Origin of the sequence: Brevundimonas sp. Bb-A, assembly GCF_009394735.1 — a bacterium.
Classification (GTDB): Bacteria; Pseudomonadota; Alphaproteobacteria; order Caulobacterales; family Caulobacteraceae; genus Brevundimonas; species Brevundimonas aurantiaca.
The window spans coordinates 1,372,401-1,396,272 of record NZ_CP045456.1 but is presented as its reverse complement, the minus strand read 5'-3'; the positions used below and the strand labels follow the sequence as shown (position 1 = coordinate 1,396,272).

General features: G+C 67.6%; 21 protein-coding genes. 5 read left to right on the top strand and 16 right to left on the bottom strand.

Going from position 1 to position 23,872, the window contains the following annotated elements; translation table 11 throughout:
- Window positions 1-23: 23 nt before the first annotated feature.
- Entirely contained in the window at window positions 24-1,433 is a 1,410-nt protein-coding gene (locus tag BSP_RS06860; protein WP_054765040.1) for an SLC13 family permease, read from the top strand.
- A 7-nt stretch (window positions 1,434-1,440) separates the two neighbouring features.
- On the opposite strand, the gene BSP_RS06855 is transcribed toward BSP_RS06860, so the two are convergent.
- Genes BSP_RS06855 through BSP_RS06805 form a run of 10 tightly spaced genes read right to left on the bottom strand, consistent with a single transcriptional unit; the run spans window position 1,441 to window position 11,790 of the window.
- Window positions 1,441-2,466 carry a Gfo/Idh/MocA family protein gene (locus BSP_RS06855; RefSeq protein ID WP_152949735.1) on the bottom strand — a complete coding sequence of 342 codons (1,026 nt, stop codon included), beginning with the start codon at window positions 2,464-2,466 and terminating at the stop codon, window positions 1,441-1,443.
- The gene (locus BSP_RS06850) at window positions 2,463-3,449 is read right to left on the bottom strand and encodes a zinc-binding dehydrogenase (protein ID WP_227976073.1); all 987 of its coding nucleotides are present in this window, start codon (window positions 3,447-3,449) and stop codon (window positions 2,463-2,465) included. Before BSP_RS06850 ends, BSP_RS06855 begins: the two co-directional genes overlap by 4 nt.
- Window positions 3,433-3,939 (bottom strand): DUF1003 domain-containing protein, encoded by a 507-nt coding sequence (locus BSP_RS06845; RefSeq protein WP_194167013.1) that lies wholly within the window; start codon window positions 3,937-3,939, stop codon window positions 3,433-3,435. Before BSP_RS06845 ends, BSP_RS06850 begins: the two co-directional genes overlap by 17 nt.
- Window positions 3,940-3,958: 19 nt before the next feature.
- Entirely contained in the window at window positions 3,959-6,034 is a 2,076-nt protein-coding gene (locus BSP_RS16345; protein ID WP_227976072.1) for a bifunctional glycosyltransferase/UDP-glucuronate decarboxylase, read from the bottom strand.
- A complete protein-coding gene (locus tag BSP_RS06830; RefSeq protein WP_152949733.1) occupies window positions 6,031-7,122 on the bottom strand; it encodes a glycosyltransferase in 1,092 nt (363 codons plus the stop codon). Before BSP_RS06830 ends, BSP_RS16345 begins: the two co-directional genes overlap by 4 nt.
- Window positions 7,119-8,255 (bottom strand): glycosyltransferase, encoded by a 1,137-nt coding sequence (locus BSP_RS06825; protein WP_152949732.1) that lies wholly within the window; start codon window positions 8,253-8,255, stop codon window positions 7,119-7,121. Before BSP_RS06825 ends, BSP_RS06830 begins: the two co-directional genes overlap by 4 nt.
- Complete coding sequence (locus BSP_RS06820; RefSeq protein WP_227976071.1) at window positions 8,252-9,358, bottom strand: glycosyltransferase family 4 protein; 1,107 nt, start codon at window positions 9,356-9,358, stop codon at window positions 8,252-8,254. Before BSP_RS06820 ends, BSP_RS06825 begins: the two co-directional genes overlap by 4 nt.
- Window positions 9,355-10,398 (bottom strand): SDR family NAD(P)-dependent oxidoreductase, encoded by a 1,044-nt coding sequence (locus BSP_RS06815; protein WP_054765036.1) that lies wholly within the window; start codon window positions 10,396-10,398, stop codon window positions 9,355-9,357. Before BSP_RS06815 ends, BSP_RS06820 begins: the two co-directional genes overlap by 4 nt.
- Complete coding sequence (locus BSP_RS06810) at window positions 10,395-11,507, bottom strand: NAD(P)-dependent oxidoreductase (RefSeq protein WP_054765035.1); 1,113 nt, start codon at window positions 11,505-11,507, stop codon at window positions 10,395-10,397. Before BSP_RS06810 ends, BSP_RS06815 begins: the two co-directional genes overlap by 4 nt.
- A 13-nt stretch (window positions 11,508-11,520) precedes the next feature.
- Window positions 11,521-11,790 carry a hypothetical protein gene (locus BSP_RS06805; protein ID WP_054765034.1) on the bottom strand — a complete coding sequence of 90 codons (270 nt, stop codon included), beginning with the start codon at window positions 11,788-11,790 and terminating at the stop codon, window positions 11,521-11,523.
- A 265-nt stretch (window positions 11,791-12,055) separates the two neighbouring features.
- Between BSP_RS06805 and BSP_RS06800 the strand changes: the two genes are divergently transcribed.
- The 4 genes from BSP_RS06800 to BSP_RS06785 are packed head-to-tail and all read left to right on the top strand — an operon-like array spanning window position 12,056 to window position 15,468.
- Complete coding sequence (locus tag BSP_RS06800) at window positions 12,056-13,171, top strand: inositol-3-phosphate synthase (protein WP_054765033.1); 1,116 nt, start codon at window positions 12,056-12,058, stop codon at window positions 13,169-13,171.
- Window positions 13,168-13,755, top strand: a complete 588-nt coding sequence (locus tag BSP_RS06795) for a histidine phosphatase family protein (RefSeq protein WP_227976070.1) — start codon at window positions 13,168-13,170, stop codon at window positions 13,753-13,755. The genes BSP_RS06800 and BSP_RS06795 overlap by 4 nt, the downstream gene beginning before the upstream one ends.
- On the top strand, window positions 13,748-14,539 hold the full coding sequence (locus BSP_RS06790) for a TIGR04290 family methyltransferase (RefSeq protein ID WP_054765031.1): 792 nt from the start codon (window positions 13,748-13,750) through the stop codon (window positions 14,537-14,539). Before BSP_RS06795 ends, BSP_RS06790 begins: the two co-directional genes overlap by 8 nt.
- Window positions 14,536-15,468, top strand: coding sequence for a beta-xylosidase (locus BSP_RS06785; RefSeq protein ID WP_152949730.1), 933 nt, complete (start codon window positions 14,536-14,538; stop codon window positions 15,466-15,468). Before BSP_RS06790 ends, BSP_RS06785 begins: the two co-directional genes overlap by 4 nt.
- On the opposite strand, the gene BSP_RS06780 is transcribed toward BSP_RS06785, so the two are convergent.
- The 6 genes from BSP_RS06780 to lldD all read right to left on the bottom strand — a co-directional run bounded on the left by BSP_RS06780 (window position 15,443) and on the right by lldD (window position 23,871).
- Entirely contained in the window at window positions 15,443-16,552 is a 1,110-nt protein-coding gene (locus BSP_RS06780; RefSeq protein WP_054765029.1) for a pectinesterase family protein, read from the bottom strand. The two genes, BSP_RS06785 and BSP_RS06780, sit on opposite strands and share 26 nt — an antisense overlap.
- Window positions 16,553-16,625: 73 nt before the next feature.
- Window positions 16,626-19,604, bottom strand: a complete 2,979-nt coding sequence (locus BSP_RS06775; protein WP_227976069.1) for a TonB-dependent receptor — start codon at window positions 19,602-19,604, stop codon at window positions 16,626-16,628.
- A 149-nt stretch (window positions 19,605-19,753) separates the two neighbouring features.
- On the bottom strand, window positions 19,754-20,692 hold the full coding sequence (locus tag BSP_RS06770; protein ID WP_152949729.1) for a FecR family protein: 939 nt from the start codon (window positions 20,690-20,692) through the stop codon (window positions 19,754-19,756).
- Complete coding sequence (locus tag BSP_RS06765; RefSeq protein WP_227976068.1) at window positions 20,689-21,249, bottom strand: sigma-70 family RNA polymerase sigma factor; 561 nt, start codon at window positions 21,247-21,249, stop codon at window positions 20,689-20,691. The genes BSP_RS06770 and BSP_RS06765 overlap by 4 nt, the downstream gene beginning before the upstream one ends.
- A 95-nt stretch (window positions 21,250-21,344) precedes the next feature.
- Window positions 21,345-22,652: a pectate lyase gene (pelA, locus tag BSP_RS06760; protein WP_227976067.1), complete on the bottom strand. Its 1,308-nt coding sequence runs from the start codon at window positions 22,650-22,652 to the stop codon at window positions 21,345-21,347.
- Between the two features lie 85 nt (window positions 22,653-22,737).
- Window positions 22,738-23,871 carry an FMN-dependent L-lactate dehydrogenase LldD gene (lldD, locus tag BSP_RS06755; protein WP_152949727.1) on the bottom strand — a complete coding sequence of 378 codons (1,134 nt, stop codon included), beginning with the start codon at window positions 23,869-23,871 and terminating at the stop codon, window positions 22,738-22,740.
- Between the last annotated feature and the right edge of the window lies 1 nt (window position 23,872).

Sequence of the window (23,872 nt, the reverse complement as noted above, 5' to 3'; positions counted from 1 at the left end):
GCGGAGAACGGTCTGCACGGCCTATGACTTTCGACCAGATGGTTGCCCTGGCGGTGCTGATCGGCGTGGTCGGCGTCCTGATCCACGGCAAGCTGCGCGCCGACGTCGTCGCCCTGAGCGGCGCGGCCGTCCTGCTCTTGCTCGGCGTCGTGCGGCCCGTCGAAGTGCAGAGCGCCTTCGCCAGTCCGGCCGTCATCGCCCTGGCCGGCCTGTTCGTGATCGCCTACGCCATCGAACTGTCGGGCCTGCTGGGCCTGCTGATCCGGCAGGCGACCGGTCTGGCGGCCCGCGTCGGGGCCCAGGGCATCTGGATCGTCATCGGCCTGTGCGGCGCGGTCGGGGGCTTTTTGAACAACACCCCGGTGGTCGTCCTGGCCGCGCCGGTGATCCGCGACGTGGCCCAGTCGCTGAAGCTGTCGCCCAAACGTTTTCTGATGCCGCTAAGCCACGTCACCGTCATGGGCGGGCTTCTGACCTTGATCGGCACCTCGACGAACCTGTTGGTCAACGACATGGCGCGCAACGCCGGCCAGCCGGTCTTCGGCCTGTTCGAGATCACGCCGGTGGGTCTGTTCATCGCGATCGTCGGCGGCCTGTGGCTCTATTTCTTCGGGGCGCGACAGCTGGGTCGTTCCGTCGCCCAGGACGAGGCCCAGGCCGCGCGGCTGGCCGAGATGGAGGCGGCGCGACGACGCGCCGAGGCCGAGGCGGCGAAGCGGCGCAAGCGCATCATCCCCTTCGGCCTGCCGCGCCTGGGCGAATCCCGCAATCAGGCGGACGGGTCGGGGGACGCCCATCTGGGCGACGTCACCCTGTATGAGGCGGCGGACCGCCCCTTCCGGCTGCGCCCGGCCATGATGTCCCTGGCGGTCTTCGTCCTGGTGATCGCCTCAGCGGCCCTGGGCTGGGCGCCGATCGCCGCCTCGGCCTTCGCCGGGGCCGTGGCGCTGATCCTGCTTCGGGTCATCACGCCGGAGGAAGCCTACGCCGGTCTGAGGCCGGAAATCCTGCTGCTGATCGCCGGAATGGTGGTGGTCGGAACCGCCATTGAGGTGACCGGCCTCGCCGCAGCCGGCGCTGAGCGACTGATCGACGTCATCCGCCCCATGGGGCCGTTCGGCGCCCTGGTCGTGCTCTATGGCGTCACCCTGTTTGCGACGGAGCTTCTGTCCAATGCGACCGTAGCCGTGCTGATCACCCCCATCGCCGTCGCCCTGGCGGAAAGCCTGGGCGTCGATCCCCGGCCCTTTCTGGTCGGGGTCATGATGGCCGCCTCTGCCGCCTTCGCCACCCCCTTCGGCTATCAGACCAATGTGCTGGTCTTCAACATGGGCGGCTACAGCTACATGGACTTCGTTCGCGTGGGGCTTCCGCTGAACCTGGCGACCTGGGTCGCGGCCATGGTGGCGATCCCGATCGTCTTTCCGTTCTGATCAAGCCTCAGGCCGCGGCGGCGTAGATCCGGTCCAGGGTCCGGGCCACCTCCACCAGCCGCTCGACCTCAGGGTCGTATCGTTTCCCTTCCGCCAGGGCCTGAGCCCAGGCTTGAGCGGCGCGGCCGCCCCAGTCGTCCGGCGGCGACGCCAGAACGCGCCGCGTCACCCCTTCAAACGCCGTGGCCTCGAAATCATAGAAGGAGCCGCCGAGATTGCGCAGGGCCGCCCCGCCCCGCTCGCCGTAAAAGGCCGCTTCGATCACCGCGTCCTGGCCCGCAGGCAGTCGCCATGAACAGGCCAGGCGGACCACCGCGCCGGATTTCAGGATCAGGGTCGCGACGGCGTAGTCTTCCGCCTCCTTGCGACCAGCCAGGGGACGACCCTGTCGCCGCAGATGCGCCTCGACCCCCGCCACCGCGTCATCCAGCAGCCACAGACACAGATCGACCAGATGGACGCCTAGATCCATGACGCATCCGCCGCCAGAGAGAGCCGCGTCGTAGAACCAGGGCTTGTCCGGTCCATAGGCGTTATGGAAGGTCAGATCGACCGCATGAACACGGCCCATGGCCCCCAACTCGAGCTGGGTCTTCAGAGCCTGAACGGCTGCGGTGAACCTGTAGCTGAGGTCCACCGCCAGCAGCCGGTTCGCGCGGCGGGCGGCGGCGATGGCGGCCTCGGTCTCCTGCGCGTTCCGGCCCAGCGGCTTTTGGCAGAAGACGGCGACGCCGGCGTCCAGGGCCCGTTGCGCCTGATCGGCGTGAAGCGCGCTGGGTGTGGCGATCACCAGACCGTCCAGATCCTGGGCCAGCAGATCGTCGAGGTCGGCGCAGACCGTCGCGTCAGGGGCGAGAACCAGGGCCTCGCGCGCCATGTCCGGGTCGGGCTCGGCGACGGCGACCGCCTCGATCCGGCCGGCGTCCAGCATGGCCGCCATCCGATGCCGCCCGATCCAGCCCACGCCCAGGAATCCCACGCGCGGGCGACGCAGTTCAGACGACGCGCCCCGTTGCAGAAGCAGATCGGTCATCGCATCCTCACCACCGCCTTCAGGAAGCCGTCCGGTCGGTCGCGGGTGGCGTCCAGCGCCTGGGCCAACTGTTCCAGCGGATAGGCGTGGGTGATCAGGTCGTTAAGGTCCAACTGCCCTGAGCGCACCGCCTCCACGGCCTCGCGCACCCCTTCAGCATAGACGGCGGGGTCGCGCTCATGGGCGTTGACAACATCCAGGCCGCGCCAGTTCCACAGCTGCATATTGATCTGCCTAGGGCCGTCCTGGTGATAGCCGGCGATGACCAGCCGACCGCGTTCACGGGTCAGTTCGGCCGCCAGGTCCAGCGGCCAGGCCTTGCCGACCGCCTCGATCACCACATCGCAGAACCGCCCCTCCGTCAGTTCGGACACCCTGGCGATCAAGGCGTAGTGGTCGTCCAGCGCCAGGGTTTCGACCGCCCCCATGCGGCGGGCGACGTCCAGGGAATAGGGCCGCCGGGACAGGGCGATGACGCGGGCGCCCGCATCGGTCGCCAACCGTGTCAGGATCGCCCCCAGAAAACCAATTCCGACGATGGCGACGGTCTGACCGGGCGCGATCCCGCTGCGCCGAAAGATGTTCATGGCGCAGCCCAGGGGCTCGCCCGCAAACGGCAGGCCGTCCAGTTCGGGCGGCAGGGGCACCACCGCCGCCTGATCGGCGACGTCGTATTCGGCGAAACTGCTGTGGGACAGGGCCGCGACCCGATCGCCGACCGCGACACGCGATACGCCCTCGCCGACCGCATCCACGACGCCCCAACCTTCGTGGCCCAGCCCGCCGGGCGGCGTTGGAAACGTCATCCAGTCCGGCCCCGCCCAAGGCGTCAGATTGGAGGCGCAGACGCCGCAGCCCTCCAGCCTGATCCGGACCTGCCCCGGGCCGGGTTCAGGCCTGGGCACGCGATGCACCTCCAGTTGACCGGGGCCTGTGACGACCGCCGCGCGCATGGTGTGCGTCTGGTCAAGAACCTCTGTCATCGTCTTCCTCATTTGATCGCGTGATCTGATCGAGAACGGCGTCCGGCGCGACGTCGCGGCGCAGCTCGTCCAGGTCTGGGTCCGTCTCCGAAAGTCCCGCGTGCGCGGCGAGGCGACCCACCAGATCAATCAGCCGCGTGATTTCGTGTTCGGCCAGCAGATTGATCTGCAGGTCCAACTCCGCCCGCCCGTGCTCCGCCGCCGCCATCCGGTTCTGGCTGATCAGGACGAAGGTCGACAGGAAGATGGCCTCCACGGAGGCGGCCATGGCCAGGATGACCAGGGTCGCGTCGAAACGCCACGGCTCCGGAGCCAACAGGTTCCAGACGATCCAGCCGCCGAAAATCAGCAGGTGCAGCAGCACGAACCCCATGCTGCCCGCGAATCCGGTGATGCGCTCGGCGAGCCGTTCCGGCCATGGCGCCGCCTCGGCCGCCTCTTTTCGCTGCGCACGCATGGCCTCGATATTGCGCCGCAGAACCTCCGCCATGTCGCCGTCGGCCCGCACCTCAGGCGCTGAGGGCCGGACGGTCGCTGACCACAATCGGGCGATCGGCGTCGAACCAGTTGATGGTGCGGCGCAGACCGTCAAGCAAGGCGGTGGTCGGGCGCCAATCCAGGACTGCATCGGCCTTGTCGATATCCGGACGGCGACGCCGCGGGTCGTCGGCGGGCAGCGGGCGGTGGACGACGCCGGAACCGGAGCCGGTCAGATCAAGAATGACCTCGACCAGTTCGGACACCGTCAGCTCGACCGGATTGCCGAGGTTGATCGGTCCCGGCTGCGGTCCCTCATGCTCCATCAGGGCGATCAGTCCGCCGATCATGTCGTCCACATAGCAGAAGGACCGGCTCTGGCTGCCGTCGCCATAGATGGTGATGGGCGCGTCCGACAGGGCCTGGGTGATCAGGTTGGAGACGACCCGACCGTCGGCCGCCGACAGGCGCGGCCCATAGGTGTTGAAAATCCGCGCCACGCGAACCTCGGCTCGTCCCGCCCGATCATAGTCGAACACCAGGGTCTCGGCCGCCCGCTTGCCCTCGTCATAGCAGGCGCGCGGGCCGATCGGATTGACGTTGCCGCGATAGGTTTCCGGCTGGGGATGGACCTCCGGATCGCCGTAGACCTCGCTGGTGGAGGTCAGCAACAGACGCGCGCCGGTCTTCTCGGCCAGTTGCAGCAGGTTACGAACCCCGAGGATGCAGGTCAGCATCGTATGCTCCGGATCCTGCTGATACTGCGGCGGCGAAGCGGCGCAGGCCAGGTCGTAGATGCGGTCGAACCGACGGGCGGTGATCCGCTCCGGCAGGGGATCGACGATGTCGTGGCGCACGAACTCGAACCGCGGCTGTTTCATCGCGTCCTTGAGGTTCGCCAGGTCGCCCGTCCGCAGATTGTCGAGGCAGACGACGTGGCGACCTTCCGCCAACAACCGGTCGCACAGGTGCGAACCGAGGAAACCGGCGCCGCCGGCGACCAGGACGGTGCGGGTGTCGGATATGGACTTCATAGGTCGGTCCTTCGTCTTGGCCCGTAGAGCCGCGATCAACTCACGCTCCAGAGTGTGGGCGCGGTGGGAGGGGGTGTGTTCGGACAGGATGCGGCGGCGCGCGGCCTCGCCCATCGCCCGAGCCTGATCCACAGGCGCGGACAGCGCCTCGATCACCGTCTCGGCGGCGTCGGCCAGCAGGATCTCCTCGCCGGGGGTGAAGAGCGTCTCGATGCCGGGCCAGGCGTCCGAAATGATCGGGCAGCCGCAGGAGCCGGCCTCGAACAGCCGGATCGAGGGGCTGTGCCCGGCCGCCCGCATGTCCGCGCGAGTGACGTTCAGGGTGAAGCGACTGGCGGCGTAGAAGGCGGGATGGTCGGCCGGGGGCAGATGGTCGATCCGCTCGACATTCTGGGGCCAGTCGATGTCGTCGGGATACTGAGGGCCCGCCACCACGAAGCGACGATCCGGCATACGCCGCGCCGGCTCCAGCAGCAGGCGCTCCAATGTCGGCTGACGATCCGGGCTGTAGGTGCCGAGATAGGACAGATCCCACCGCGGAGCGACGGCTTGCGGTCGATAGGCCTCGGGGTCCGCCGAACAATAGAGGGCGCGGGCCGCCGGCGCGTCGTGGTCGCGCTCCAGACGCTCGAGCGTCGCCCCGCCGGTGAAGGAGAAATAGACGTCGTAGTTCGCAATCTGGTCGACTCGCAGATAGTCGCAGTCGTCTTGCGCCAGCCGGGCCAGGGTCACAGGGGTATCGATGTCGTAGAAGGCCACCACGCCCGTCGCCGTGCGACGCGCCCACCGGCCGACCTCGATCCCCTGGGGCACATATGAGCCGACCAGGACGGCGTCTGCGCTGCGCACCTCGTCGGCGAAACGCTCCAGATCCTGCAGATCCGAATAGAAGTCGAGGCGGCAATAGGGCGGGTCCGACACATCGCGGTGCGCCGCATACCAAGGGGTTTCCCGCTCCAGGAACACCACCTCGTGCCCCCGGTCCGCGAAGGCGGACAGCAGGGCGCGGAAGGTCACGGCGTGGCCATTGCCCCAGGCGGACGACAGGCTGAGCCCCAGCACGACCAGCTTCATGCCGCGCTCCTTTCGCGGCGCGCCGCGAGCCGTTCGCGGAGCAGGGCGTCCACCGCCTCGGCCCGCTGGGCGTAGGTATGGTCGGCCAGGACGCGGTCTCGCGCCGCCCGGCCGATGGCCTGCGCCCGTTCCGGCGTCAGGGCGGCCAGATGCGCCGCCACGTCCTGGCCGTCGCGCGCCACCAGCACTTCGACGTCCGGCTTCAGAAACTGTTCGACGCCTTCCCAATAGTCGGTGATCAGGCAGGCCCCGGCGCCGGTGGCCTCGAACACCCGCGTGGCGGGCGAGAAGCCGACCTCGGCCATGCTGTCGCGGGCGACGTTCAGCACCGCCAGGGGCGTACAGTTGAAGGCGTTGTGCTGGGCCGTGCCCACATGACCGATGGTCTGGACGTTCGCCGGCATGGCCTTGTCGGCCCAGCCGTTGCCGCCCAGCAGAAACCGGCGTTGCGGCAGGGCGGCGGCGGGCTCCAGAAAGAAGGTCTCGATTCGGCGTTCCCGATCCGGCAGTCGATTGGCCAGGAGCGCGAGGTCGGCGGAGAAGCCGGGGTCCGGCTGGACGGGATGATGGGTGGCGGGATCGAGCGCATTATAGATCGGACGGCAGTCGCGGGCGCCGAGCGCTTGGAACGCCTGCACGACCGGAGCGCCGCCGCCATAGGTCAGGACGTGATCAATCTGCGGCAGGACCCGCCGCAGCGGATGATCGGGCGCGGCCTTCACCTCCGCCAGGGTGGCGGGGGCGTCCACGTCCCAGTAGACGGTCAGGGCGTCGGGGCGCGCCAGGTCGAACACGCCCAGCAGGACGTCGTCGAACACGCCGACGCCGGAAGCCTTGACCACTACGTCGGCCTCCACGGCGCGCGCCATGGCTGTCTTGCAGCCTTCGACGGTGTTGTCCCACACCACCACCTCAGCCCAGTCCGGCGCATCAATGTCGCGATGCTGCTGCCGGTCGAAGGCGTCGGGCTCCAGAAACAGGATGTCCCATCCGCGTTCGGCCAAGGCGCCCAGCAGGCCGCGATAGTAGGTGGCCGCGCCGTTCCAGTAGGACGACAGCAGGCTGGAGCCGTAAAAGGCGATCTTCATTCCGCAATCTCCATGACGGGGTGGAAGGTTGGAGCGGGATCGGCGGCGGGCGCGCCGAGCCGCCCCAGCACCGCCATCAGTTCATCGACCCGGTGTGCGCAGGTGTGGCGGGCGCGGATTGCCGCCAGTCCGTGGTCGGTCAGTTCCGCGCGCAGGCCGGCGTCCGACTTGACCGCCCGGAGCGCCGAGGCCATTTCGCTGCCAGACCGCACCATCAGGAAGTCACGACCGACCTCGAACAGGCCCTCGCTGTCCGTCCACGGCGCACTGACCAGAGGGATTCCGCAGGCCAGGGCTTCGAACACGCGAATGGTCGGAATGCCCGGAAGCGTCTCGACGTAGAAACGGCGCGGGACGTGAACGGTCGCCAGGCGCCGCGCGAACACTTTCGGCGCCGCCGCATTGGGCAGCCAGCCGTGATAGCGGACGTCGTAGCGGTCCAGCAGCCGCCGCGCCGCCTCGGGATAGCGGACGCCGTAGAGATCAAGTTCAAGGCCGCTCGCCGCCGCCGGGGCGAACAGAAATCGCTCAAGCTCCGCCGTCCGCTCCCCGTCGCCCCAGTTGCCCACCCAGACCAGTCCTTCCCGGCCCTGCTGCTCAAGCGGAGGATGGAACAGGCGGACGTCGGCCGCCTCATGCCAGACGAAGACGCGATCGCCCCAACCCCATCGGCGATACACCGCCGCCAGGGTTTCACCGAAGGCGAGCACCCCGTCATATTGCGACAGGTCGAAAGCCTGCATGGCCTCCGGCTCGCTGACGGCCCGGTGGTGGGTGTCGTGAAACAGCAGAGTAAAGCCGCCCCGCCGCCGCGCGCGACCGACGGCCGCCACCAGCGCCGGATCGTTCCATTCATGCACGATGACCACATCCGCCCCGTCCAGCGCCCGATCCACATCAAGGGGCGGATGGAAGCGGCGGCTGACCAGTTCGGGATAGGCTTGTCGATAGGGCGCCAGTCCGTCTTCGCCATGGTCCGCGACCAGATTGGCGCGGCTCCACGCGTCGTGCGGCTCCCACGCCTCGACCTGATGGCCGCGGGCGCTCAGTTCACGCAGCACCCCACGCAGGAAATGCGCATTGCCGTGGTTCCAGCATGACTCCAGCGAATGGGTGAAATAGACGATCTTCACGCCGCCGCCTCCCCGAAGGGGGTGCGCTGGGCCAAGGCCTCGGCGTAGACGGCCAGGGTTCCCTCCACCATGGCGTCGAGGCTGAACTGTTCGGCGCGATCGGCGGCCAGCCTTCCCAGACGGCGCGCCCGGTCGACGTCTTCCAGCAGTTCGTCCAGAACGACCGCCAGGGCGGCGTCGTCTTGCGGGGAGACGAACAGCGCCGCCCCCTCCCAAAGCTCGCGGAAGGTCGGAATATCGGCCAAGACCAGGGCGCATCCCGCCTGGGCCGCCTCCAGTACGCCCAGGCCGAAGGGCTCGTAAAGCGACGGGGCGCAGAAGATTGACGCCAGTCGAAGCCTTTGCTGCAAGTCGGTGGGGCCCAGCGCGCCCAGGGGCTGGATCCGGTCCAGATGAACCGACTGACCGTTCGGTCCCTCAAGCGGACCGGCGGCCTCGACCCGGCCCCGCATCCGTCGGGCGGCCCGTTCGAGGGTCGCAATATTCTTGCCCTCGTCCCACAGCCGGCCCGAGGTCAGAACCTGCCGGCGCCGCGGAACTGGGCGGGTTCCAATGGGACGGCGGCCGTTTCGAACCGTAGCGGGCAGGACGCCGTAGCGCGCCGCCGTCGTCTGCATGAAGGCGAAACTGGGGGCGATCAGACGGTCACAACGCCGGTAGCCCTGGGCGAGCCGCTCCGTCCGCCAGACGAAATCCTCCGGCAAGGCCGTTCCGCGCACCGCGTCCCACCAGGTCGCCACGCAGGAGTGACAAACCCCGACCACGGGCGCGCCCCAGTCCTCGTCGCCCCGCAAGGCGGGGCTGTTGAGGTGCACCAGATCCACGCCGCCCTGGGCCGCCAAACCGCGGAGGGCCCGCGCCGTCTGGTCCAGCGGGCGGGGACCGTCCGCCAGCCAGTCGAGCGTCCCCCCGGCATCGACCAGCGTGAGCCCCCCAATCTGTTCGGCGGCTCGTCGCTGGGCGGGACGGGGCGCAGGGCCCGACACGGCCAGGGTGATGCGGACGCCGCGCGCCGACAGGCCTTCCGCCAGATCCAGCGCATAGGTCCAGACGCCGCCCACGGCGTCGGTGGTCATCAGCACGTGACGGGGGACCAGACTCATGCCGCCGCCGAGCCGATGCGGGCGTCCAGTCGCCGTTCCGCCCGCAGCCAGTCCGCCAGGTCCGACACGCCCGGCCGCCAGGACTTGACCGCGCCCAGCCCCAGGGCGCGGTGGGCCGCCGAGGCGTCGGCGACGAAGTAGCGCTGATCCCCGGCCCGCCAGTCCTCAAACTGCAGTTCGGTCGCGCGACCGAGCAGTCGGTCGATATGAGCGATCAATCCCCTCAGGCTGACGGCGTTCTCAGGCCCGCCGCCCAGGTTGAAGGCGCGGCCCGACACGGCCTCGATCCGCTTCCAGGCCGCGACATAGGCGTCGACCGCGTCGGACACGTCCAGAATATCGCGCACCTGCCGGCCGTCGCCGTAAAGGGTGATCGGGGCGCCTTCCAGCGCCCGGATCAGGAAATGGGCGACCCAGCCCTGGTCCTCCGTACCCATCTGACGGGAACCGTAGATGCAGCTCATCCGCAGCACGCAGGTCGGCACGTCGTAGCTGCGGGCATAGTCCAGCACATACTGGTCGGCCGCGCCTTTGGAGCAGCCGTAGGGCGTGTGGAAGTCCAGCGGCCGCCGTTCGTCCACGCCCCGCGTCCGCAGGGCCGCATCCGTCGGCAGCCAGGCCTCGTTCTGAACGCCCAGCTCGATGTCGCCCAGGTCGCCGTAGACCTTGTTCGTGCTGGCGAAAACGACCGGAGTGCGTCGCCGGCGCGCCGCCTCCAGGACGTTCAGCGTCCCGACCAGATTGACGTCGAAGTCGTTGCGGGGATCAGCCAAACTGGTCGTCACCGCCACCTGGGCGGCCAGGTGAAAGACCACGTCCGCCTGGGCGATCGCCGTCTCGACCGCCTCGGCCTGGCGCACGTCGGCCGCCAGGTGCCGGACCTGTGCGCCGTGGCGCAGCAGCAGCCATTTGAGGTTTCCCTCCACCCCCGGCCGCGCCAGGGTGTCCAGCACCACGATCTCATGCCCCTGGCCGGCCAGGCGGTCGGCGAGGTTGGAGCCGATGAAACCGGCGCCGCCCGTGATCAGGACCCGGCTCATGCCACCAGCCCCCGACGTTCCAGCTCGCCGCGCGCCTGATCGACCCGGTCCTGGGCTTCCTGACGCGCCACCCATTCGGCCAGTTCCTCAAGACCTGCCGCGAAGTCCTGACGTGATTCATAGCCGAGTTGCTCGCGGGCCTTCGTCAGATCGGGAATATTGTGGCGGATGTCGCCCGCCCTGGCCTTGTTGGTGATCAGTGGCTCGATATCGGGCCGCCCCATCGAGGCCGCCTGCAGCCGCGCCACGTCCTCGACGGTGCGGTCCTCCCCAGAGCCGATGTTGAAGACCTCCCCGTTCGCCTCCGGCTTCTCCAGCGCCAGAAGGAAGGCGCGCGCGACATCCGAGACATGCACGAAGTCGCGCCTCTGCAGGCCGTCCTCGAACACCATCGGCGCCTGACCGTTGGCGATACGGGAGGCGAAGATGGCCAGGACGCCGGTGTAGGGATTGGAAAGGGCCTGCCCCGGCCCGTAGATGTTCCAGAGCCGCAGGGCGCAGCTTTCCATCCCGTATTGGGCCGTCAGGGTCAGGGTGAGCCGTTCCTGAACGAATTTGTTGATCGCATAGACGCTCTTCAGCGCCGGCGACTTGGTCTCTGGCGTCGGCACGGGGATCAGCGCACGCCCCTGGTCGTCCGTGGGGTCCCATGAGCCGTCCGGGTTCCGGGCGCCGCGCACCACCTCCTGACGCAAATCGCCGTCTTCAGTGCGGTACAGGCCCTCGCCGTAGATGCTCATCGAGGAGGCGACGACCACCCGCTGCACCGGCTGGTCGATCAACTGCTGGAACAGCACCGCCGTGCCGTAATCATTGACCGAGGTGTAGCGGTCGATCGCATACATGCTCTGGCCGACGCCGACCTCCGCCGCCAGGTGAACGACCTTGTCCACCCCCTGAAGCGCCGCCCGGACCCGGTCCTCGTCGCGAATGTCGCCGACCACCAGTTCGACCTCGGGGTCCAATTCGTCGGGCCGCGCGCCGGTGGGGTGGACCTGCTCGATCAGGCTGTCCAGCGCCCTCACCCTGTGGCCCTGTTCAAGCAAGGATCGGGCGAGATGACGGCCGACGAAGCCCGCGCCGCCGGTGATCAGGACAGTGTTCGCCATGGGGATCTCCGGCTCAGCGCTGCACGAATTTGGAGAAGCGGCTCGTTTCGCCGCCGCTCGTATGGTCCTGCGCAAGCAAGGCCAGGTCGCTGTCTTCGAAGATGCGGAAGAAGTCGTCCCAGGAGATCTCCTCCAGCGCCTCTTCCTTGTCGCCGAAGTCGAACCTCAGCACCCCGCCGCCGTCGGCGTCGGCCGTGCTGGCCACGCGAGAAGGCCTGGCGCCGCGGGCCTCGGCCCAGGCGCGGATGTCGTCATGATCAGTCAGGCGGTTCGCTTCGGACATGGTGCAGCTCCGGCAGGTTCACCCGAGCAACAGCTTCTTCTACCCATCTGTTCCGATATTCGGAGCGTTCAATTTTGAACATATTGCGCTAGCACTTCCCTTTCCGCCTTTTCTTTCAATGTTCAAAATTCGACACAAGAACATATATCGTCCGCTTCGATCCTTGATCTGACGGATACTTGGCCATTTCACGGAACCGGGAGCTTTGTAGATCCTTCCTCTTGCTGCGGCCGATCGGGTCGCGGAACGGCGAAGGGACCAGCCAATGCAGCGAAAATCCGTTCGGATCGGCGTCGTGGGCGTGGGCAACTGCGCTTCGTCCTTCGTGCAGGGCCTGGCCCATTACGCGGCGGCCCCCAGCAACGCCCCTCCGCCCGGGCTGATGAACGTCGAACTCGGCGGTTATCGTATCGAAGACATGGAAATGGTCAGCGCCTTCGACATCCATGCGGCCAAGGTCGGCCGCGACTTGTCGGACGCCGTCTTCGCCCCGCCGAACAACACCTTCCGCTTCGCCTCCCCCGGCCCCTCGGGCGTCACCGTCCAGCGCGGACCGACGTTGGACGGGATCGGCCGATACATGATCGACGACCTGGAAGAGAGCGCCGCTCCCCCCGTCGATGTGGCCCAGGCCTTACGCGACAGCGGAACCCAGGTGCTGGTCTCCTACCTGCCCGTGGGATCGCAAAAGGCCACCGAATATTACGCCGAACAGGCGCTGCGGGCCGGCTGCGCCTTCGTCAACTGCATTCCGGTATTCATCGCCTCTGACCCAGGCTGGGCGAAGCGGTTCAGCGACGCCGGACTGCCGCTCGTCGGCGACGACATCAAGAGCCAGGTCGGCGCCACCATCGTTCACCGGGTTCTGGCCAATCTGATGCGTGAGCGGGGCGTGCGCGTGGATCGCACCTATCAGCTCAACTTCGGCGGCAATTCCGACTTCAAGAACATGCTGGAGCGCGAAAGACTGACGTCGAAGAAGATTTCCAAGACCCAGGCGGTCACCAGTCAATTCGAGACGCCCCTGGCCGACGACGACGTCCATGTCGGCCCCAGTGATTTCGTCCCGTGGCTGACCGACCGCAAATGGGCGCACATCCGTCTGGAGGGCACCACCTTCGGCGACGTGCCGATCAGCATGGAGGTCAAGCTGGAGGTCTGGGACAGTCCCAACAGCGCCGGCGTCGTCATCGACGCCGTCCGATGCGCCAAGGTGGCGATGGATCGCGGCGTGTCAGGGCCTCTGATCGGGCCGTCCAGCTGGTTCATGAAATCCCCCCCGGAACAGTTCACGGACGAGGAGGCGCGCGAACGGACGCTGCGCTTCATCCGCGGCGAGGAGCCCGCCCCTGCCCCGCGCGCCGCTCGCCTGGTCTCGTGACGATCATCCACCTGATCCGACACGGAACCCACGATCTTGTGTCCCGACGGCTTTGCGGACGCACCCCTGGCGTGGGTCTGAGCGACACAGGAAGACGTCAAGCTCAGGCTCTGGCGCGCGCCTTCCCCCGACTTGATCGGGTGCTGACCAGCCCCCTGGACCGGACGCGAGAGACCGCCGCCGTGATAGCCGCCGCCCACTCCGGTCGGCTCGAAGAGGAAGCCGCCTTGAACGAAATTGATTTCGGGGACTGGACCGGCCGGGATTTCGCCCAACTGGACGCCCTGCCCGAATGGCGCCGGTGGAACGCCGCCCGCGACCAAGGCCGGGCGCCGAACGGCGAGTCGATGCTGGAGGTCCAAGGCCGCCTGTCCCGCTGGCTGGAGACGATGGCGGCCGCCGACGCCGGAGCCGTGGCGGCGGTCAGCCACGCCGACGTGATCAAGTCGGTCGTCGCCCTGACTCTGGGGCTTTCGCTGCGACACCACGATCGGTTCGAGATCGCGCCGGGGTCGATCACCACCGTCTCGGCGACGCCGGAACACCTGTCCCTTCTTCGCCTGAATGAGGTTCCTCATGGCTGAACTCAGCGCCGCGCAGGTTCGCGCTCGGGTGGCCGAACTCGGCCCCTGGTTTCACAATATGGAGCTGAAGGGGGTTCGCACCGCGCCGGATCACTTCCTCCACGACTATCCCGCCAACAAGTTCGCCCGCTTCGCCCATGTGATCCCCGATGATCTGAGCGGGCGCAGCGTGCTCGATATCGGCTGCAACGCCGGCTTCTACTCGCTGGAGATGAAGCGGCGGGGGGCGAACCGGGTGCTGGGCGTCGATTTCGACGACCGCTATCTGGACCAGGCGCGGCTCGCCGCCGAGGTCGAAGACGCGGATATCGAGTTCCGCAAACTGTCGGTCTACGACCTGGCCAAACTCGGCGAACGGTTCGACCTCGTCATCTTCATGGGCGTCCTCTACCACCTGCGCCACCCGCTGCTGGCGCTGGACCTGATCCACGAGCACGTGGCCGACGACCTGCTTCTGTTCCAGTCGATGCAACGCGGCGCGAATGAAATCTTTGAACCCGAAATCGACTACGACTTCAGCCAGACTGCGCATTTCGACCGGCCCGACTATCCGAAGCTGCACTTCATCGAGCACCGCTACGCCGGGGACTGGACCAACTGGTGGGCGCCCAACGCCTCGGCCAGCGCGGCCATGCTGCGTAGCGCGGGGTTCCAGGTGCTGGATCGACCGGAGGAGGAAGTCTTCCTGTGTCGCCGCACAGAACGACCGACCGAGGCCGGCGCCGTCTATCCCGCCCGCTCGCCCCTCAACGGCCATGACAAGACCAAGGAGCCGCGCCGATGATCGAGGCCGTCAAGATCTGGAACGAACCGAACAACAAGTCCCACTGGGACCCCCTGCTGGACCCCGAATGGGCGCGTTTCGCCGAGATGACGCGGCTGGCCGGGGCCGCTGTCCGGGCGGAGAACTCCACGGTGACCCGCGTCCTGGGCGGGATGTCCCCCATCGACCCTTCCTTCGTTCGGCGACTGGAGGAGATGGGGGTGATGGAGGCGATCGACGTGGTCGCCGTCCATGGTTTTCCCCTGGACTGGAACCTGTGGCCCATCGACGAATGGCCCGCGCGAATTGACGAGATCAAGGCGGTCGCCGACAAGCCGGTCTGGGTGACGGAGGTCGGGGTCTCCGCCTTCGGCTCCGAAGAGGTTCAGGCCTGGGGTGTGAAAAAGACCGCCGAACTGCTGATCGGCAAGGCGCCCCGCATCCACTGGTACAGCCTGTACGACCTGCCCCGCACCTGGGAGGCCACGACACGGCATCGGGAGGCTGAGGGATCGTCCTACTACCGGCACTTCCACATGGGCCTGTTGCGCGAGGACGGCTCGCCCAAGCCGGCGCTGGAGGCCTTCCGGCCCTATGCGGCCGACATGGGGGTCTGCCAGTGGTTTCACTTCCAGGATCACAGGCTGGACGATGCGGTCCGATGGCTGAAGGACCTTGGCGTGCGTCGGCTGCGCACCGGCCTGTCCTGGGCGGACCGTTATCGCGACGGCGCCCTGGATTGGTTCGACCGGCAGATGGAGACCTTAGCCGACTTCGACGTGACCGTGACCTTCTGCTTCACGCCCGAGCATCGCGGCCTGGAGCCCCACCACACCAGCCCGCCGCAGGTCGCCGAAGAGTTCGCAGACTTCTGCGCCGAGATGACCGCCCGCTATGCGCCGGCCAGACCTCAGGATGCGGCGATCAGCCCAGCACGGCTGATCGCGTGATGCGCCCCGCCTCGTCTGCAGACAGGCGGCGCCCCCGCCCAAAGTCGGCGGCGCCCGGTCCGGTCGAGCCGAAGGTCGCGAATCGCGCCTCCTCCGGCTGAAGCATGGTGCGCGGATTGCCGTCGCGCCCCGTGTACCACATCTCCGTCCAGCCCTCCCGGGCGATGTGGTCGTCCATCCAGCAGTCCACAAAGGCGGCCGCGCCGACGTAACGGGGATCGCCGTATCGCCCATCGGGAAAGGCGCTGGACGGCCGCCAGGGTCGGCCCAAGAAGACGGAGCCCGGACGAACATCGGCGTCCTTGGTCAACCGGCAGTCTTTGAAGACGAAGCCGAACGGCTGATCGATCGGGGTGCTGGGCGCGGTGACGTAACCCTCGATCGGATCGGCCGGACGTGTGCGCGATCGGATTTCGCAGCCTTCGAACCAGGCGCGCCCGCCGCCGAAGATGAAGTCATAGCTGCCGGTGATCAGACAACGGTCGAACAGGGTCGATCCCGCATCGGGGAACAGGGTGTCCTGGTAGCTGAGGATGTCGCAGGCGCGCACCACCGCCCGGTCGGAACCCTTGTCCATCATCAGGGCGACCGCCTGAGGACCGGCGCCGTTGTGAGAATGCAGGCCGTTCGACTTGGTCATCTCCGCCAGGCCGTCGAAGGCGTTGTTGATCGTCAGGGTCTCGGCGTGAAAATCCGGGGCGCGGACGAACAGAGTCGCGGTGCGGAAGGTGCCCCAGGGCCGCCCGTCCGGCGCCGCCAGACCGGAGGCGGCCAGATGGTTGATCACTGAACCGCTGCGGTCTTCACCGATCAGATGGACGAAGGGCTTGTCCACCACCACCTGTTCGGTCCAGATCCCGCGCGTGATCAGGATGCGGAACGGCCGCGTCCCGTTCGCCGGGGCGGCGGCGATGGCGGCCGACAGGCTGGAATAGGCCGGGGCGGCGAAGGTCCGCCCCGAGGCGGGTTTGGCGACCACCGCATCATAGGCCCGCGCCCTCGACCAGGCGGGCGGACTGACCGTCGCGAGCGGCAAGGCGGCGCCGGCGGCCAGGACAGAACGACGATGAAGCAGCGGGTTCATGGCGTCTCCGAATGAAAAGCGGGCGCCGACCGGCGAACCGGCCGACGCCCATCCTCGGGAGGGGAGAGGATGACTAGAAGCTGTAGCGGACGCCGAAGTTGTACTGCCGGCCGGTGTGCGAATAGACGTAGATGCTGTCGCGACGGCTGTCCGTATATTGCTCGTTGAAGGCGTCGGTCAGGTTCAGCCCTTCGAACGTCAGCTTGATGCGGTCGTTCAGGGCGTAGGAGGCCGAGGCGTCCACAGTGACGATGTCGCGCACCCCGTCGATGTCGTTGGTGCTGGTCCCGCTGGGCACGGCCGTCAGATAGCGGTCGCGGTAGGCGGCCGAGACGCGGGCGCTGAACCGATCGTCCTCGTAATAGAGGGTGGCGTTATAGGCCGTTTTCGACAGGCCGATCAGGTCGTTCTCGACAAAGCCGGTCGGGGACCGCGACGAGATATAGCTGATCTTGGAATCCACCAGGGTGACGTTGAAGATGGCGCCCAGATTGTCGAAGGGTCCCGGCAGGAAGCTGAACGGCTGCTGGTAGCTGACTTCGATCCCCTTCAGCGGACCGCCCTCGGTGTTGACCGGCTGGCTGAACAGGAAGACGTCGCTGGGCGAGACCCCCAGGCCGTTCAGCAGTTCGAGCGGCAGACCCGATTCATTGAACGGGCGCGAGATCCTGGACGTCTGAATGTAGCTGTCGATGTCCTTGTAGAACAGACCGACCGACAGCAGGGCTTCCGGCGCGAAATACCACTCGGCCGAAAGGTCGTAGGTGGTGGCCCGGATGGGGTCCAGATAGGGGTTGCCCGAGCTGACGCTGAAGACGCCCACGGTGCTGAGGCTGCCGCCGGGCGTGACACTGCCCAGGTTCGGGCGGGTCATGACCTTGGCCGCGCCGAAGCGGACCAGGAAGTCCGGCGTCACTTCAGCAGTGACGTTCAGGGCGGGCAGGACGTCGTCATAGTCGCGGTCCACCGTCGTCTGCTGCGCCGCTCCGGCGACCAGCTGATAGCCGGTCGAGCTCTGTTCCGTCTTCACATAGCGCACGCCCACGTCGCCGCGGATCGGCACGCCGGCCAGTTCGGTGCTGAAGTCCAGTTGCAGATAGGCGGCCGAATCCTTCTCCGTCACGCTGCGGATATTGCCGCGCGCATTGCTGTTGGACGCCCCGCTCAGCTCGAACAGGCCCGTGTTGCTGTAGATGTCGAACAGGTCGGCGAAGGCCTGAAGGTTCGGCGCGATCCAGCTGGTGACCGTTCCGGCCGGCGCATCCAGGTTCCGGCCGAAGCCGCTGACCAGTTCGGTCAGGCTGGCCAGGGTCACCCCGGCCGGCAGCTGGGGCACCACGCCTTCGTTGACCCGCGCCAAGGCCCAGGAATCGAACTCATATTCCTTGTAGTTGACGCCGGCCTTCAGGGTCAGGGACGGATTGAAATCATAGCCGGCGTCAAACTGGGCCGTCTTGATGGTGTTGGTCACGCCCTGAGGCCGCAGACGGATTTCCGAGCGGGCGGCGCCGAAATTATAGGCCAGCGGATCGGTGACGTCATAGCCGAAGCCGATCAGCGGCGCGTTCCGGTTCTCACGGTAGTCGTAGAAATAGTTGTCCGAATTCTCGCGGTTCAGGATGACCGTGGTCTGGATCGGATTGTCGAAGTCCGACTTGGAGTAGCCGACCAGACCCTTCACCCGGAAGCGATCGCTGAAGTCGTGCTCCAGGCTCAGCGTCGCCTGGGTGTATTTGGTGTCCAGCTCGTCAAAGCGGGTTTCGGTCTCCACATCGACGTCGTCGAACAGACCATAGACCATGTCGCCGTTCGCATCGATGACGCCGTCGCGAACGATGATTTCAGGCCGGCCGCCCTGGGAGGCGTTGCGGGCGAAGGACAGGGCTTCCAGCCAGTTCTCCTGCCGCGTCGCCTTGAAATCGGAATAGAGGAGATCAAGGTTGATCAGCGTCTGTTCCTGCGGGCGGAACTGCAGCGAACCCGTCAGGCCCAACCGCTCCTGATCATGGGTCAGACGGCCGTAGCGGGGAAAGCGCGGCGAATAGACGTCCGCCCGGCGCGCATCGGCGAAGGGTGAAGCCGGGTTGTATCCGCCCGCCTCGGTTCCGTTCAGCCAGCCGCCGGACCCGTGGCCTTCCTCCAGCAGACGCCGCTTGGTGTAGGCGACCGAGACCAGGGCGCCCAGGCGGCCGTCCATCCAGGTGTTGCTGGCCAAGGCGGCGAACCGGGGGTCCCATTCCTGCGACAGATCATTGTAGCCGTACTGACCCGACAGGACCAGGTTGGCGCCGGCGTAGTCGAAGGGCCGGCCGGTCTGCAGATCGACGGTGGCGCCCAGCGAGCCTTCCTCCGTCTCGGCCGAGGCGGTCTTACGCACGGTGATGCTGTTGAAGAGTTCCGAGGCGAAGACGTTGAAATCGAAGGCGCGGTTGCGGTTGGCGCCGCCCGAGCTGTCGGTGCCCGAGGCCGTGCTCTGACCCTCCACGCCGTTGATGCGCACGCGGGTGAACTGCGGTCCCAGGCCGCGCACGGTGATCTGTCGGCCCTCGCCGGCGTCGCGGGCGATGGAGACGCCCGGCACCCGCTGGATGGATTCCGCCAGGTTTGCGTCCGGGAAGTCGGCCATGTCCTCGGCCTTGATGACGTCCACGACGCCGTTGGCGCGGCGCTTGGTCGTCAGGGCGCTGCTGAGCGAGGCGCGGAAACCGGTTACCACAATCGAGTCGACTTCAGAGACCGGATCCTGCGTCTCATCCCCCTGGGCGACGCGGGTGTCGCGGGCGAGGACGGCGGTCCGTCCGTCGTTGGACGCGACGACGAGGTTGGTGCCGGCGAGCAGTCGGTCCAGGCCCTGCTGCACGGTCAGCACCCCCTGAACCGCGCCGGTCTGCTGCCCCGCCACGGCGTCAGAGGACGCCAGGAGCTGGAGATCCGCCTGCCGGGCGAAGGCCGGCACGCCGGTCGCGGCGGGTTGGGCCGGCACGTTGAACTGCCGCGTCTGGGCGTGGGCGGCTCCGGCCGAAGCCAGGGCGATGGTGCTGACGGCGATCATGAGCGACGCGCGAGCGTCGAATTTTGGCGCGAATGGCATGCGCAGGCCCTCCCTTATCTGTTTCCTGTTCCCGGACCCTTCTGACGAGGGTTCCATTCAAGCGATGCTCAGGCGCGGACTTTCCGTCACGCGCCCGTCATTTTTCTTCTTCAGCCGCCCAAGACGATGACGGTGTCGGCAACCTGGACCGATGCGCCGTGCGCGACGGCGACCGCCCGTGCGAAGCTGTCGGGCTCGTTCGTGCGGAACCAGCCCACCACACGGCGCCCCTCCAGGGCCGGGTCGCTGATGATGATCTTGCGGCTGTTGTAGCGATTGAACTCGGCGGCGGCGGCGGCGACCGTGTCGCCGTCAAGCACCACCTGACCGTCGCGCCAGGCCAGGGCGCGCTCCGCCTCCAGGGGGCGGCTGACGGGACGCGCCGCGCCGGCCTTGTCGCCGATGAAGACCTGTTCGCCCGCCTTGACGCGCCGCCGCGCGCCGCCGGGGTCGTCGACGCTCCAGACCTCGACGACGCCTTCGGTCACCATGACCTGGGCGCCGATGGTCTTGCGGCGCACGGAAAAGGCAGTGCCGACCGCCTGCACCCGCACAGCGCCGGCCTCGACGACGAAGGGGCGGGCGGCGTCCTTGGCGACCTGGAACCAGGCCTCGCCGCGCTCGATCGCGACCTCGCGGCGGCGCGGCTTCAGGCTGACCTCGACCACCGTATCGGTGTTGATCGCGGCCAGAGATCCATCCTCCAGGGGCACCCGGCGGATCTCGCCCAGACGAGTGGACAGTCGCTGGCGTTGCAGGGCCGAGACGAAAACACCGCCGGCCGCCAGCGAGGCGGCCACGCCGGCCGCGCCCGCCAGGACCCAGCGCCGAGCCGGCCGCTCTGTCGGCGCCCCGGGTTCTGCCGCCTGGGCGGGCGCGGCGGCTAGACAATAGGCGGCCTGCGCTCGCGCCAGCGCTCCGCGGTGACGTCGATCGTGGGCCAGCCAGGTCTCCAAGGCCGAGCGTTCGCAATCCGGCAACGGGCGATCCAGCTTCACCGCCCAGGCGGCCGCTTCCGCATCGATCGGATTCAGGTCGGAAGCGCTCATGCCTTGCGCCTCGTCATGGCCGGCGCCTCCTCGGCGGCCAAGGCGGCCAGAATCGCCTTCAGCCCACGCGCGGCTTCGTTCTCGACCACATTCTCGCTGACGCCCAGTTGGCGTGCGATCTCCCGCTGCGACAGACCCAGAATGCGCCGCATCTCGAAGATGCGCCGGCATCGGTCGGGCAGACGGCTGATGATCTGCATCACGCGTTCAAGTTCCTTGCGCCCGGCCGCAATACGCTCCGGAGACGGTTCGTCCCACTCGATGTTCAGACCGTCGATTTCCGTCACGGTTTCGAACCGAACGACGCGTTGCCGACGCAGCTGTTCGAGAACGATCGACCGGGCGGTCTGGAAGAAGTAGGCGCGGGGGCTGCGGATGCGGCCTGGATCGTCCAGATCGACCAGTCGGCAATAGGCCTCCTGGATCACATCGTCCGTTTCGGAGGCGGCGACCAAGGACTGGGCAAGCCAGCGGCGGACGTCCGCCTCATGCGGCAGAACCTCGCGCGCCAGCCAGCGCACGGCCTCGTCGCTTGGAATGCTCAGTCTGGTCGCCACAGGCCCCTCCATCTGATGACGATGAGCGGCGCGACCGTTTCCGTCAAAGGCCGCCGAACGAGGGAGAAAAAAGTTCGACGGCCGGACGCCCCCGATCAGCCGTTCTCCGCCGACCAGACGGCGTACAGATCAAGCGCCCGTTGCGGCGAGGTGATCCACCAGGAATAGCCGTTGCGCCGCCCGATCGAAATCTCGTTCACGTCGTCGTGGATGGTCTGGTCCTTGTCGCCGAAGATCGGCCGTCCGGTCACCAGATCATAGTTGCGCGACCAGATCGGACCGGCGCCGGGCTTGTCGATCAGTTTGCGGCCCTGATCTGTCATTTCGAACGACTTGTCATAGACCCGGACCGCCTCCAGCCAAGCCGCCGCGCCGCGCACGGCCGCCTTGAGCTCGGCGGAAGGGTTCGGCTCGCGCATCAGGAAGATTAGGATGTCGGTGGTTTCGCCGCTGGCGATGGAGCGAGGCTCATAGTTGCGGGCGCTGGTCGGGACCAAGCGCATCGGCTCCACCTGCTGAGGCCAGCCCAGCAGGCGATCGCCCTGACGCACCTGGGCCGCCAAAATGACTTCGACCGCCTTGTGCGTCGCCTCCCCTGCCCTGGACTTCAAATCGTTCGAAACGAAGTCGAAGCCCTCGCGTCCCTCCGAAACGTCCCGCAGCAGCATGGCGGCGTTGGCGACAGCGTTGTCGTTGAAGGTGATGGAATCGTGGAAGCCGCCTTCCAGAGGCCAGATCTGCGGCCAGCCGCCGTTCGGATATTGGGCGTCCAACAGATAGCGCACGCCGCGCTCGATACTGGCGCGCCAGGCGTCGCCCTGGGCGCCGGGGGCGTGGGCCGCGACCTTGGCCAGGAAGCGCATCTCTGTCCAGGTCGCCTCATTGTCGAGGGTGCCGACGAAGGTCCAGAACCGGTCCGCGGGGGCGTCGAAATTGGCCGGATTTTGCTCCATGGTCTCGGCGTCGTTCGAGAACCGTTGACCGGGCAGACGCGCGATCGTCCGATCCTGGTTCTTGCTCCACCCGCCGGCCGGCGTCTGGAAGCTGACGATGGCGTCGGCGATCCGGCGAGCCTGCGCCGATCCGTACCAATCCGACGCCCGGTCCAGAGGCATGTTGTACTGGCTGGGCCCCACGGCCTGAGGCGGCGGCGGCGGAGTCGCGCCAGGCGGCAGTTCGGCGGCCAGAGCCGCCCGGTCCGCCAGGTGCTGGGCCTGGGAACGAGCCAGATACTCGACCCAGGCGCCGCGCTCCCCATCCGGCAGGGCGCCGATCCGATCAATGGTCAGACCGACGGCCGGGGTGTTCAGGCGAAGAACCTCGGCCTCAGCCGGCGCTCCGGCCATGGCGACCAGGGTCAGAGCCCCCAGGGCGGTGAAGGATCGGGTAAAGACAGAACTCACGAGCGTACTCCCAATATTTTGGGAAACACTTCTACATAATGAAACATGAGACGCAACCGCCCGCCGTTGGACGGCCCCTGCGCCGTCACTCCACGATCAGAGTGCGATCAAGGGCGGAGACGAACTTGGCTCCCGTCAGGGTCATGGCCACGCGCATCTCCTTTTCGAACAGATCGAGAAGGTCGCCCACGCCCGCCTGCCCCCGCGCCGCCAGGGCGTAGATGAAGGCGCGCCCTAACATCACGGCGTCCGCGCCGAGCGCCAGGGCCCGCACCACGTCTAGGCCGTTGCGGATGCCGGAATCCACGAGGATCTTCAGGTCGCCCTGAACCGCGTCGGCGATGGCCGGCAAGGCCCGCGCCGAGGAGAGAACGCCGTCCAGCTGACGCCCGCCATGGTTCGACACAACGATCCCGTCGGCGCCGAAGGCCACGGCGTCACGCGCATCCTGGGGATCCAGGACGCCCTTGATGATCATGGGACCGTCCCAGGCGTCGCGGATCCACTGAAGATCCTTCCACGAGATCGAAGGATCGAAATTGGCGCCCAGCCAGCCGATATAGTCGGCCAGACCCGTCGCCTTGCCCAGATATCGGGAAACGTTGCCCAGGTCGTGCGGCCGCCCCCTCACCCCGACGTCCCAGGCCCAGGCGGGATGGGTCATGGCCTGGATCATGCGGCGCATCTCGGCGTTGGGCCCGCTCATGCCGGAATGGGCGTCGCGATAGCGGGCGCCGGGGGTGGGCATGTCGACGGTGAAGACCAGGGTCTTCACCCCCGCCGCCTTCGCCCTTTCCAGGGCGTTCTTCATGAAGCCCCGATCGCGCAGCACATACAGCTGGAACCACATCGGCCGGTCGATGGCGGGCGCCACCTCTTCGATGGGGCAGACCGAGACGGTGGACAGGGTGAAGGGCACGCCGCGCGACGCCGCCGCCCGGGCCGCCTGCACCTCGCCGCGCCGGGCGTACATGCCCGTCAGGCCGACCGGCGCCAGGACGATCGGCAGACGCAGGGTCTCGTCGAACAGTGGCGTCTCCAGGCTGAGGCTGGACATGTCCTGCAACACCCGCTGGCGCAGGGCGACGTCGCGCCAGTCCTCGACGTTGCGGCGCAGGGTGTGTTCGGCATAGGCGCCGCCGTCGATATAGTGAAACAGGAAGGGCGGCAGTTTGCGCCGCGCGGCCTCGCGGTAATCGCTGGGCGACGAGATGATCATG